The 13,180-nt window shown below is 40.7% G+C and carries 12 protein-coding genes; 5 read left to right on the forward strand and 7 right to left on the reverse strand.

Features of this window, described 5'->3' with window-relative positions; translation table 11 throughout:
- Window positions 1-78: 78 nt before the first annotated feature.
- The gene (locus AC20MK_RS05770; RefSeq protein ID WP_487357018.1) at window positions 79-486 is read right to left on the reverse strand and encodes a VOC family protein; all 408 of its coding nucleotides are present in this window, start codon (window positions 484-486) and stop codon (window positions 79-81) included.
- A gap of 73 nt (window positions 487-559) precedes the next feature.
- Between AC20MK_RS05770 and AC20MK_RS05775 the strand changes: the two genes are divergently transcribed.
- Window positions 560-976: a DUF1801 domain-containing protein gene (locus AC20MK_RS05775; RefSeq protein ID WP_487357019.1), complete on the forward strand. Its 417-nt coding sequence runs from the start codon at window positions 560-562 to the stop codon at window positions 974-976.
- Between the two features lie 426 nt (window positions 977-1,402).
- Complete coding sequence (locus AC20MK_RS05780) at window positions 1,403-2,791, forward strand: amidase (protein ID WP_487357020.1); 1,389 nt, start codon at window positions 1,403-1,405, stop codon at window positions 2,789-2,791.
- Between the two features lie 487 nt (window positions 2,792-3,278).
- Here AC20MK_RS05780 and acs read toward each other — a convergent pair whose 3' ends face one another.
- The 3 genes from acs to AC20MK_RS05795 form a co-directional block, all read right to left on the reverse strand.
- Window positions 3,279-5,168, reverse strand: coding sequence for an acetate--CoA ligase (acs, locus tag AC20MK_RS05785; protein WP_487357021.1), 1,890 nt, complete (start codon window positions 5,166-5,168; stop codon window positions 3,279-3,281).
- Between the two features lie 475 nt (window positions 5,169-5,643).
- The gene (locus AC20MK_RS05790; RefSeq protein ID WP_487357022.1) at window positions 5,644-6,045 is read right to left on the reverse strand and encodes a DUF3795 domain-containing protein; all 402 of its coding nucleotides are present in this window, start codon (window positions 6,043-6,045) and stop codon (window positions 5,644-5,646) included.
- A 363-nt stretch (window positions 6,046-6,408) separates the two neighbouring features.
- Window positions 6,409-7,281, reverse strand: a complete 873-nt coding sequence (locus AC20MK_RS05795) for a 4Fe-4S binding protein (protein WP_487357023.1) — start codon at window positions 7,279-7,281, stop codon at window positions 6,409-6,411.
- A 13-nt stretch (window positions 7,282-7,294) separates the two neighbouring features.
- Here AC20MK_RS05795 and AC20MK_RS05800 point away from each other — a divergent pair, with 13 nt between their 5' ends.
- The 3 genes from AC20MK_RS05800 (at window position 7,295) to ftsA (ending at window position 10,642) form a co-directional block, all read left to right on the forward strand.
- Window positions 7,295-7,459 carry a hypothetical protein gene (locus AC20MK_RS05800; RefSeq protein WP_487357024.1) on the forward strand — a complete coding sequence of 55 codons (165 nt, stop codon included), beginning with the start codon at window positions 7,295-7,297 and terminating at the stop codon, window positions 7,457-7,459.
- A 249-nt stretch (window positions 7,460-7,708) separates the two neighbouring features.
- Window positions 7,709-9,274, forward strand: a complete 1,566-nt coding sequence (locus AC20MK_RS05805) for an ABC1 kinase family protein (protein ID WP_487357025.1) — start codon at window positions 7,709-7,711, stop codon at window positions 9,272-9,274.
- A 12-nt stretch (window positions 9,275-9,286) separates the two neighbouring features.
- Window positions 9,287-10,642, forward strand: coding sequence for a coenzyme F390 synthetase (gene ftsA, locus AC20MK_RS05810; RefSeq protein ID WP_487354939.1), 1,356 nt, complete (start codon window positions 9,287-9,289; stop codon window positions 10,640-10,642).
- Between the two features lie 85 nt (window positions 10,643-10,727).
- Here ftsA and AC20MK_RS05815 read toward each other — a convergent pair whose 3' ends face one another.
- From AC20MK_RS05815 to AC20MK_RS05825, 3 genes are all read right to left on the reverse strand, one after another.
- Window positions 10,728-11,105 carry a DUF5684 domain-containing protein gene (locus tag AC20MK_RS05815; protein ID WP_487354940.1) on the reverse strand — a complete coding sequence of 126 codons (378 nt, stop codon included), beginning with the start codon at window positions 11,103-11,105 and terminating at the stop codon, window positions 10,728-10,730.
- 253 nt (window positions 11,106-11,358) lie between these two features.
- Entirely contained in the window at window positions 11,359-11,760 is a 402-nt protein-coding gene (locus AC20MK_RS05820) for a VOC family protein (RefSeq protein WP_487354941.1), read from the reverse strand.
- A gap of 218 nt (window positions 11,761-11,978) precedes the next feature.
- Window positions 11,979-12,791 (reverse strand): anti-sigma factor, encoded by an 813-nt coding sequence (locus AC20MK_RS05825; protein ID WP_487354942.1) that lies wholly within the window; start codon window positions 12,789-12,791, stop codon window positions 11,979-11,981.
- Window positions 12,792-13,180: the final 389 nt, after the last annotated feature.

The following is a 13,180-nucleotide window of genomic DNA, read 5'->3' on the forward strand; positions in this document are numbered from 1 at the left end:
ATGAGAGTTTAGATGATTGAAGATGAGATAGTTTCTGTGAATAGGTAAAAAGTTAAATTAACTCGATCTGAGTTCCGATCAATCTTTACTAGTAGCGCTTTCATCCATGTGGAATATTGCCCAAACATGTCCATCAAGATCTTCAAAGCTGCGTCCGTACATCCACTCATGATCCTGTGGCTCTCCTTCTTCTAAACCACCAGCTTCTATGGCTTTGTTAATCATTTCATCTACTTTTTCCCTGCTTTCAGCAGATAGAGAAACCGCCATCTCTGTACTTTTTTTAGCATCACATATCTGCTTTGTAGTAAATATTTTGAAAAAACTTTCAGTTAATAACATTACAAAACTCTCTTTGTTCACGATCATACAGGTACCTTTCTCATCAGATAACTGCGGATCAAATTCGAAACCAAGTTTAGTAAAGAATTCAATTGATCCTTTCAGGTCTTTTACAGGTAAGTTCACGAACATTTGAGTGGTCATACCATTAAGATAGCTTTAACTGATTATAAATTATTCTAAATTAGAGAACCTGATAAAATATGGGGTGGTATAAATGGCAGAATTGAAGACCAGGAAGAATGAAGCAAGCGTAGAAGATTTCATCAATAGTGTTGAGAACGAAAAGAAGCGCACCGATTCTTTAGCCATAATTGATCTTATGCAGGACGTGACTGGTGAAGAACCCGCCATGTGGGGTAACAGCATCGTTGGCTTTGGTAGTTACACCTACAAATATGCCACCGGACGTACGGGAGATTGGATGCTGGTAGGTTTCTCCCCTCGAAAACAAAACCTGACCCTCTACATCATGCCTGGCTTTGAACAATATGCTGATCTTCTTAGTAAGCTCGGTAAGTACAAACTAGGTAAATCCTGTCTGTACATCAAGAAGCTGGAAGATGTGGATCTGGATGTTTTGCAGGAATTGGTGAAGCAATCCGTGGAATATATGAAAGAAACAAATATCTGAAGTATATTATCTCCTCTCCACGTTCCAAAAGGGATGGGAGTTATGGAGTTTAAGAAAATGATCTTAACAATTAAATGGATGGGATGAGTCTCGATTACATCTAGACTGCTGGTGTACGCAGCATTGTTGAGCGTATATCTCAGTGCATAAAGCCCATGACTATAATAGAAAATGAACATTTATCATCAGATGCAGTTCTTGTACCTTTTTACGCGGTGACTGCATCCACCCTCTTTCTTATGCTTCCTCATAGTTAGAGGTTTCCGAATAACCATCATAAAACTGAAATTCCGGTGCAAATGATTGGTTTGAATGGAGATGCATGTTGAGATACTTAACATGGAACCGATTTTGAAGGGTGAAATGTAAGATCAGCGAAGATTTTATATCAATGTACGTAACAAATTTATAATCGGGGTAAATTTATTGGACAAAATCATCTACTCATCTGCGAAGGCACTGGCAAAAGCCATTCGTACAAAAGAGATAAGTTCCGAAGAAGTGGTTGAAGCATACTTACAGCGGATCGAAGAAGTAAATCCTAAATTGAACGCGATCGTACAACTTCAAGCCAATGAGGCTCGGGAACAGGCCCGAAAAGCCGATGCTGCTCTTGCACGGGGAGATATTAAAGGACCGCTTCACGGTGTACCATTTACGATCAAAGATAATGTAGAGGCAAAAGGAATTATTTCCACATCAGGAACTAAAGGACGTTCGTCCTTTGTTCCAGCTCAGGACGCTACCATTGTAGCCCGAATGAAAGCTGCAGGCGCGATCATTTTGGGAAAGACCAATCTCCCGGAGTTTGCTCTTGCCTTTGAGAGTGACAATCTGGTTTATGGATGTACATCGAACCCTTACGACCTTTCGCGTACATCCGGAGGTAGCAGTGGAGGAGAAGCAGCCATTATTGCTGCGGGTGGATCTCCATTAGGTCTGGGCAATGATGCAGGAGGAAGCATTCGTTTACCATCCCATTTCTGTGGCATAGCTGGCATTAAGCCGACTGCAGGACGAGTGCCATTAACAGGGCACTTTCCGGATCCATTTGGGCACATAATTCCATTATGGCAGGCCGGACCAATGGCAAGATTCGTAGAAGATCTTATTTTAACACTCCCAATTATTGCAGGTATGGACTGGCACGATCCTGCGATCGTCCCTATGCCACTGGGTGATCCTGATGAAGTTGAGATCAATAAACTGCGTGCTGCTGTCTACACAGATAACGGCATCATATCGCCCACACCAGAAACAGTTAAGGTGGTGAGGAAAACCGCACAGGTACTTTCAGATGCAGGCATGGATGTGACAGAAGACATGCCTGAAGCTATTGAACAGTCTTTTTGGTTCGAGAATGCTATGTTTGAAGCAGACGCCGGATATTGGATCGAGAAGTTCTTAGAGATTGCAGGGACAACTGAAATGCATCCCTGGACAAAAGGTATTTTAGAAGAATGCCACTCTAAAGCCAGATCATCTGCTGAGTTCAGTGAATTGGTGATCCAATTGGACATGTTCCGCAGTAAAATGCTCTCTTTCATGGAGAACTATGATGTGATGATCTGTCCTGTGTGTGCCTATCCTGCTATGCCTCATGGAACCTCGTTCGAACAGTTCCCTGCTTTTAGCTATACTATGACCTATAACCTGACCGGATGGCCTGCTGCGGTTGTACGTGCCGGTACTTCCCCGGAGGGATTGCCCATTGGTGTACAGGTGGTGGCCCGTCCATGGCGAGAAGATGTTGCTCTGGCTGTGGTGCAATACATCGAGAAAGTCCTGGGTGGCTGGCAGCCTCCGCAGCTCTGAGAAGCATGTAGAGGACGCTGAGAGATTTTAGAATATATTTTTCTATCATTTATCTAACAGCAGTTACAATCGAAAATACATTGATATCTGCACCTCAATTGAGTCAATAGAAGGCCAAAAAAAGACTGAAGGCAAGTTCAGTTTCCTATATAAGAATGGCAGATCTAAACCTATTTGAAGACCAGCCTGAAGCTGTCAATGAAGCAAAAGAACTGGCTAAAAAGATTGCAGAACATCTGAAGTCAAAAGAATAAATCGGGAAATGAATTCAGTACATTTTTTTAAGACATTGTACATAGTGTTCATTGTGTTATTGTTTGACCCAAAGAAATTTTCAAAACGATCACACTTTCATCCATATTCACACTTCCTATAATTTATTATTAATAAAATTATAAAATAGTTTAGTTATCATGTTCAAATGAGGTGGCGAGCATAGCTCATCACCTCACTTTACAATCCAGAAGCGTAATCTGGTTGAAGGAACTCAGTCCTCCAATGTGGATACGTCTCCGGGATCCATTCCAAGCTCCTGTGCCTTAAGCAACCTTCTCATGATCTTCCCGCTGCGGGTCTTTGGTAGCGAGTCAACAATTTCGATCTCAGAAGGCATTGCAATTGGGCCCAGGTTCATCCTTACATGATACATGAGATCAAGCTTCAGTTTCTCGGAATAGTTGAAGCCCATTCGAAGTATGACGAAAGCTTTGATGGAATCACCCTTCAGAGGGTCAGGTTTTCCTATTACAGCAGCTTCAGCCACGGCCTCATGGGATACGAGTGCACTCTCGACCTCTGCACTGCCAATATTGTGGCCAGCAACGATAAGGACATCATCGGCACGTCCCTGTATCATGATATAACCATCCTCATCTTTTACGGCAAGGTCACCTGCACTGTAGTAATTCTGGATCGTTGTCCAATACTGGCGATATCTTTCATCATTACCATGAACGGTCCTCATCATGGAAGGCCAGGGTTGTTTTATTACAAGGAAACCACCTGTTCCTGCAGGCACCGGGTCACCATTCTCATCTACAACATCAGCGACCACACCTGGCACGGGCCTTCCTGTGAATCCCGGTTTCATGGGTTCTCCGACCGCTGTGGTGAGCATGTGCATACCTGTCTCAGTCTGCCACCAGGTATCCAGAACAGGACATTTTTCCTTACCGATCACACTATAGTACCACTTGAACGCTTCTGGGTTCAGAGGTTCGCCAACCGAACCCAGGATCCTCAGGGAACTTAGGTTGTATTTCCCGGGCCATTTCTCTCCCATCCTCATGAACATGCGTATCGCTGTTGGTGCCGTATAGAAGACGCTTACATCGAACTCCTCTATCATGCTCCACCAGACACCTGGATCGGGATAGTCGGGCGTTGTCTCAGAAAGGAGGATAGTTGCACCCATGGAAAGGGGACCATAGACAATGTAGCTGTGACCTGTGATCCACCCGGGGTCCGCAGTACACCACATGACATCGTTTTCTTTCAGGTCTAAAATGTTCTTTGTGGTGTAGTAGGTGCCTACCATGTAGCCACCGCAGGCATGAACGATTCCCTTGGCCGGGCCGGTTGTTCCGCTGGTATAGAGAATGAAAAGTGGGTCTTCGGAATCCATCATCTCGGGTTCACATTCCTTTTCCACATCTTCCATTATCTCATAGAAGTCAACTTCTATCTCGGAAAAGAGTTCCATTTGTGGGGTCATCCTTCTCAGGACCACTATCTTCTCAACACATGAGGCATTGACCACAGCTTCATCCACAAGGGACTTCAGGTCAATACGCTTACCACGACGAATGCTTGCATCTGCAGTAATGACGATCTTTGCCTGTGCATCCTTTATCCTGGAATGTAATGCTTTGGCACCGAAACCTCCGAATACGACACTATGGATCGCACCGATACGTGCACATGCCAGCATGGCCACGATCTGCTCAGGGACCTGTGGCATATATATGCATACCTTGTCACCTTTCTCAACGCCCAGGGATCTGAGACCATTGGAGAATCTCATGACCTCTCGGTAAAGCTGACGATATGTGATGACCTTGTCTTCTCCACCATCGCCTACCCAGATCATTGCGACCTTGTTTCTTTTCCCATTGAATACGTGGCGGTCAAGACAGTTGTAGGTTATGTTCATCTTGGCATTGGTAAACCATTTTGCATAAGGATGGTCCCATTCCATCACCTTATCCCACTTTTCGAACCATTCAAGTTCCTCTGCAACACTTCCCCAGTGCTTTTCAGGGTCCTTGATAGATTCACTATAAACCTTTTCATAATCCTGCATCCAGGAATTTTCCTTTACCGATGGATCCGGAAAATAGCTTTTACTCTCCAGCTTAACGTTAAAATTTTCAGACATGTTCTCTCTATTCCTAACTATTATTCATTATATATTTCACATGACCTGACTTCGTTTCAGATCATTGAACTCAGCTTCGGAACCATTCAATAAAATCCAACAGGCAGAGAATTCTGTCGATAGATATGGATGTTGATGGAACCAAATAAGGAAGAGATAATGAAACCATAGGTTAATAGTTCCCATCCATCATGAATAATAATGAATGATGTATATGCCTGTTGTGGTCCTTGGATCAAGCCTCCCATTGAAGGACGTTTTGAATTTTAAACAAGATATTTCTACTTGGAATTGTGATCAATGAACAAAAGTTAAATGAAATTATCTTGGAGATCCAGTCAATAAATTCAGGATCTAATATTCCTTTATTTGCTCAAAATTCTCATGTAAAGAATTGCAGAGCATTTTAAAAGCAACTACTTCTTGAATGACGATGTTGAGCATAAGAAGATGAATACTGGAATATTTCACATATTCACTCTTTTTTCTTACCACAACTATGGCAATATCCTTTATGGACACAAATAGTGCCTCCACATTCAGGACATTTCCATCTTATCTTTTCATTTGCCACAAATTCTTTTAAACCAAATTTATTGATATATTCGAGATTTTCGATCATGCTCATGTTATATTTGGTTCGATACCTTTCATCTAAATGTTTCAATCTGCTGCAGGGAAACTTTTCACACTCAAAACAGAATTGTGCCCTACCATTTTCAAAAGTAGGACAGTGCTTGATCTGTTTACATTTGGATCGATCAACATCTAATCCTCTACAGCCGGGACACTTATTTTTATCTCTAAGATAAGCTATGCAAATACCACAGTTCATCCCACACGGAGCGATAAGCGAGAGATCATTCGAGGTTTCCATAGTATATAATTTCTTATTCCTTATTGTTAACAGTAATTCTAACAGTAATTCTCATTAAGAGAATTTCAATTATTTTAACCCTATTTGTGTGAAATAATCTGCAATTGATATGCCTTATGTTGACTGGAAGAAAATGGGTTTCTCTAAGGGTACTTTGCATTATATGAAGCAGAATTCTATGAGTGATACGCCTTTTACTCTCAATTCTCATGTAAGGGAAAGGTTGGAAGGTTGGAATGAGTATTGAAAAGATAATTAATCATTTTAGATGTGTGGTATATTTATCTATTAGCGTCTGTTAGGAACTTCACTCAGATTTTGTGAAATAGAACGTTAAAAAAAGAAAGAAATATTAATTCCTCTTCAATCAAGGCCCCTTTTACTAGGAATTAAACTTTCTTCCACTGGTTTTCCGTAGGGACATATCAGATTGCATATTGTACATTCCATGAATCCCCTTTCTGTTATACGACGTATGTATTTCTCATTTTGAGGAGAAATCTCTTTGTCAAATTCATGGGAAACTACACATTTGTCATAAATAACTTTCTTCCCTGGTTCTACTCCCTGGGATGGGCCGGGAATAATTGCTTGATATGGACAACTTTTAACACACAGAGACTGTTCCTGACAAAGTGGTTGTTCTGCACACAGATCCCGGTCAAAAGGATCATCTAGCTCAAGTTCTGCATCTGTTAATACTGTTACCCATCTGACTCTTGGCCCATATTCCGGAGTTATAACCTGAGTATTATGCCCTATAAATCCCAATCCTGCAAGAGATGCTGCAACTTTTTCATGAACTGCATGAGATGGAATTGCTTTGTATCCCTTTTCATTTAACCACGAAATCAAACGCCATGCACGGGTTTCGGTTACTTCATAGTACAAATTGTAGTAGTCAGCTTCTCCTCCAGAAAAATCCCCCGTACTTACAGATGATATCGCGGCATTTAAGCCTTCATCCCAGAGAACTAAACCCATTACAAATACAGATTTGGCTTCAGGCATTACTTCAGATGGCCGCATCATCCCTCTATCATTTGGAAAATCAACCTTTTCTAGTTTTACGAGATCTGAAACACCAAATAGTTGGAAACCTTCTTGGAAAGCACGTTCTTGAATTTCTTCTTTTAAGTTCATTTTCTCCTCCATTTTTCCCATCACAAGTATTCTAACAGAAAATAAAGCTATATTAACAAAAAATATGTGTCCGATACATATAACCTTAATCAAGTGGTAATTTCCAATGGTAAAAGATAGTTTCCAAAAAATTAAAACACCATTTTACGTTTATTTGCATAATTCCGAAGATAATAAAAAGGTTTTAATTGAAACAATTAGGACAAACTTTTGTTTAGAATTAATTTTAATAGTTCTGTTTTACACAATAATAGCTGATTGTGAATGGTAATTGCAAAAGCGTAGTGTTTTTTCAACTTACATAGATCCCCTAAATATAATGGATCTATATAAATAGTGAAGATAGCCTCAAGATCTAGGATAAAATAGGTACTTCCAATGCTAGATCAAGATACGATTTTAGCTTTCAGACACCCTTGTATTTATTAACCAATAAATGTAACATATTATATTAATGTTCAAAAAGCTTAGAAGATATTTTGCTATCATAAAGGTATTTTTTAAATATAATTTATTCAGCTTGCTCTATAAAGAGATACAGAACAATTATGTATCTAACAAGAAGATCACCTGCTCTGTCGATAGGGAAGCACAGAAAAATGCACGAAAGCTCAGACTTGCATTTGAAGACCTTGGTGTAACATTCATCAAGCTCGGACAGATAATGAGCAAACGTCCTGACCTGATCCCATTCAGTTATGTCCAGGAACTATCTCAACTACAGAACAAGGTTGGATCAATTTCATTTGAAGAAATGGGAGCATCCTTTGAAGGTTCCAGTTGCGGATGTCAAACCGAAGAAGTTTGTGATCTATATTCGGAATCTATCGCTGCATTCATTTCACAATTCGATGAATTTAATAAAAAGCCTATTGCAAGCGCTTCTATTGCACAGGTATATGAAGCTGTACTGAACGGAAAAAGGGTAGCAGTTAAGATCGCACGCCCTAATCTCATTGACCAGATCAATGTCGACCTTGCAATAATCAATGATCTGAAGCCCCTTTTGGCCAGGATAGGGGGCTTTGGAAGTAACTTCGATATTGATAGTTTTCTTGATGAGTTCAAAGAATTGCTGAACAAGGAAGTGGATCTTCGTAATGAAGCTCGTAACATTATGAGGTTCGGTGAAATATTTGGATCAACAAAGAATGTTCATATCCCGGGTGTGTATGAAGATCTCTGTACAGAGAGCGTTCTTGTAATGGATTATATGGAAGGGATACTTGTAAAAGACCTTGATGTAAATGATCAAGATCGACGTTCAAAATATGCCCATATAATCAGCTCAAGCTATCTTGAACAGGTCTATGTACATGGATTTTATCACGCCGATCCGCATTCAGGTAATATCCTGCTTAGAGAAGATGGAATTGCATTCATTGATTTTGGTGAAGTGGGGATAATCGATTCCGAGCTCAGGCGGAATATGTTGAACCTGTTCTATGGCATCTATAAGAAAAATGTGGATATTGCTTTTGAAGCCTTCCTTAAAATAGCTAACATCAATAAAAATGAGATCGATATACACAAGTTCAAGGTAGATCTTGACTCATTGATATCCCTTCAGAATTTCGCACTCGGCGAACGTCAGAACGATAGTTATGCAAATCTGGCACTCAAGTATAATCTGTCCCTGCCAAGTGATTTTTCAACCCTTGAACGTTCTCTGGTGCTGGTTGAAGGAGTTTGCCTTGAACTCGATCCTAAATTCAATCTCATAGAAGATGCAAAAACATTGATAACTATGGTCATGATGAAACGCTATTCACCATTGAATGCAGCCGAATATTTCCTTCTGGAAGGCGACAGATATTTCGAGATATTCAAGAACCTTCCACAAGGCGTTAATGATGTTATCGAGACCATCAGAGGTTATCGCTTTGAAAAACTTGATGAGAAAACCAAGGAGATCAAACACGATAAAATGTTAGATTCTCTCGCAAAATACGTTTTCCTTTCAATAATACTTGTTTCTTCTGCCTATCTTGCAACACAACAGGACACAAATCTGGCAAATCTCGGAATTGCCGGTTTCGTTGTAGCTTTGTTCCTGTTCGGGGTGCTGTTCTTAAAACATCAGTAAGGGGTCGATAAATTGAGTGGGGAGTATTTTAACAAAGAGATAGAGATAATGGAAAGGGGGGAACTCGATTCCCTCGTTGAAGAAAAATTGCGTTACACTATAGATTATGCTGTAAAGCATTCTCCTTTTTACAGAAGATGGTTCGAAAGAAATGGTGTTTCTCCTTCAAGCATCAGAGATCATGAGGACCTGCTGGAATTGCCGCTTGTCTCAGGCGATCTTATTAGAAAGAACCAGCCACCCAAGACCGATGATTTTCAATTCATGAGTGCAGATTGGAATGACATCTACACCATTCATGAGACCAGTGGCACGAGTGGGGTCCCCAAATCGTTCTTCCTCACCTGGCAGGACTGGTTACGTTATGCTGAAAAATACGGACGTAGCTTTTGTTCACAGGGATTCGGACAAGGTGACAGGATGGTCATGTGTGCCTCCTATGGCATGAACGTGGGTGCGAATACAATGACGCTTGCTGCAAGGGATGTCGGTATGGCGGTCATCCCTGAAGGTAAATGCACCTTTCCGACACGTATCTTTGAGACCTATCAACCCACTGGTATAGTAGCCAGTGTCTTCAAATTGTTACGGCTTGCACGCAGACTCAAGAGCGAGGGTATTGACCCGAAAGAGACGAGCATCAATAAATTGGTCGTAGGTGGGGAAAGCTTTGCCGAGCAGAGTCGTAGTTATCTTGAGGAAGTGTGGGGTTGTCCTGCTTACAATACCTACGGAAGTACTGAAGGAACGATGTGTGGGGAGTGTGTCGAGCAGAATGGGCTCCATGTCCCGGAAGACCTTGTTCATCTTGATGTCTATGACCCATATCGAAAGGAATTCCTCGAGGATGGGGAATGTGGCAGGATAGTGTTAACGACCCTTTTAAGTCCGGGGGAAAAGTGTGGCAGCCTTCTGATCAATTATGATACAGAGGATACCACTGTTGTGCATTCTCGTGAAAAATGTGCCTGTGGCAGGACCCATATGAGAATTTACACTCCTGAGCGCGAAGCTGAAAGCCTCTGGGTATCAGGTTCACCTTTCAATCGTGTGGATGTTGAACAGGGTGTTTTCCAGAGGGAGAACATGGATCATCTGACCGGTGAATATGAAGCATTTTTGGATAAAAATAGTGATGGTAATGCCTTACTAAAGGTAAATCTGGAATGCCTTGATAAGAATAACTGCGACAGAGATAGTATAAAAGACAATTTTTTGAAGGGATTCCTAAATCCAAATACAGGCACTCTGAACCTTTATGAAAAAGGGGGTTTGGATGTTGATATCAATTTTGTCGGCATGGGCGAGCTTGAGATATTCAAGTTAAAAGGAAGACCAAAAAGAGTTGTTGACCGCAGAAAAACTTGATCTTATAGTGAATTTATTCCATTTACCCTTTGATAGAATGGATAAGAAATAAGATGCAAATAAAGAAATAAAGAGAATAAGCAGATCATAGATCTGCATATTCAGCATTATAGCCATTTCTATTTACATCTGCATCTGTGAAAGCCAGATAGCCCGGCAAGATCAGATCGAGCACAGGTATGAGGAAGAGTATTCCGAGCCATTTAGATCGGTTAAGTCTTCCTGCGATCTCTCCCCAAAGGTAAGCTGCCATAAGGAAATTGATATAGGGTATGAGTAAGATGATAGCATACCATAGGGATAATTTTGCTACTCTGAACATAAGGAGTATATTGAGCAAAGGTACCCATGCCATCCAGGCATTTTCAGTATATGTCTTGATCGCAATTTTCTGTAAACAGACTGAAGCGTAGATATAACCAAGCAGCACGAACAATAGGATCAATATTATTTCAGTTTCCATGACTATCACCAAGTATAATTTTGCTTAAAGGTCATCAGTTCTTTTTTAAAAAACAAACATGTCTAAATTTAGGCAACCTCTCTACAACAGGTTTTAGATATATAGTTGTCGATATATTGGAAAGCTTTGCGAATATATATGCGAGTGCGGCAGTAAATTATAAAAAAGTGTAGCAGGCATCTCCTGCCTATTATTATAATGTTATATTGTTATCTAATACCACAATGTGCTCTGTCGGGTTATTCAAGCTGAATTATATATCAAATTTCAGTTCCTTTGGGAGTTTTTCCCACAAACCGATAAGGTTGTCTTCGGTATCAATTATCTCTGCATAGTATCCTATTTCCATTACAGTCTCTTTCTGTCTCACAACTTTACCGCCGGAAACTTCCACTTTTTTAAGCGAGGCCTCGATCGAATCTACAGTGACAACAATTGAAGGATATTCATCTGCACTTTCACGTTTGAAAATTGCACCATTGATAGCACCTGCCTCCAATGGCACTCCATCCTCATCGGTTGGAACTGTAGTGATCAACTGGTAATCCCTTTTAAGACCCATATCTGTTATTGTCCAGTCGAAAAGTTTCTGATAGAATTCTTTTGCACGATCTACGTTGTCTACTGGCAGTTGAAAATGTGTAACTTTATCCATCTCTTATACCCCCATTATTACCCAATATCAGTATGTTGATGGAAAATCAAAAAGGTTTCTATCAACCAGAATAATGAAGATGTCGATAAATTTTAAAATGAAATGTGAAAGATCAAAGCATTTAATTTATTGCAATATTTGATTAAAAAAGATCTCTGAGACACCAAAAAGGTGTCCCAAGAAAGAATTAAAAGTTAATCTTTAACTGAATTTCTCAGTTAATTAATTGTTGCAGTTCCAGATGGTACTGAATCCAGACTTAGTTCCATCTGATAATTTAAGTGGTCTGCTGCTCCAGCAGGCACTTCTCCAACCAGTGGTTTGATCTGGAAAGGAGCTTCTCCTGTTGGATCGACACCATTCATATCCGGTTCAACTGAAATGACTACCAGACTTGCCCCATCATCAAGATCGATAGGGAAAGTGACACCTGCTGGTGGGTTGATAAGATAGTCCTCTCCAGGGAATGGTGGAGCCTGCTGAAAATCGCTGTAACCATCAAAATCATCTGCCTCGTCAACAGCTGTGAATCTGCCTGAGGTCAATGGTGTACCCTCGAAGACTGCCCAACCTTCATATACCCAGCCATCAGGTAACATTGGTAGCACTAGAGCTGGTGATGGGTCTGGAAGGTCCAAGAACCATATGCCGCTGTTCTCATTGGTGTTTGCTCCATTTGTTGGAGTGGCCAGTATGTAGGTACCAGAAGCACCGGAGAGATCAACTGGGAACTCAAGGGCTGCGGAACCTTCGCTCAGGTCACCTGCCAATACTACAATTCCACTTGGAGCTGCATCTGCATCACCTTCGGGTTCAATTGTAATAACTATCGCATCAGCATCACCGATGTTTTCAGGAGCAACAAATGAAAGCTCATCGCCCACGTTGAATGTTCCTGTGCTTACCTTTTCTTCACCAAAGATGGCCCATCCTTCATAATGACCTTCCTCAAGTGCTTCTAAACCATCAAATGTCAATACCATTTCATTCTGTGTATCCTGCACACATCCTGCAGCGAACAGTGATATCATAAAAATACCACAAGCAAGAATGATTGTTTGTTTACTATTCGTATCAATACCTCCCACTATCTAAATTAAATCAGTATATTAAACTTTGAACAACTAACCATATATAATTATGGAAGAGTTATTGGCACCGTAAAAATCCTCAATATTAAGACAACGATCCAAGTCTAAACCATTGGCATACATATTACCTGGGATCATAATGAGATCTGCATTTCAGTCTATTGATGTAGATCTCATGAGGTTTTCTACAGAGTCCAGGAAAGTTCAAGACAGTATGGGATGATCAAAAAAGCAAATGTCCTATCTGTGATCATTTGATTGACATTGGTGCAGGAGAAAGACCCCTGCATCATTAAGAATGGAAATCATAAAGATAACAAGATCTCAAA

The sequence above is a fragment of the Methanococcoides sp. DA23 genome (assembly GCF_057593895.1).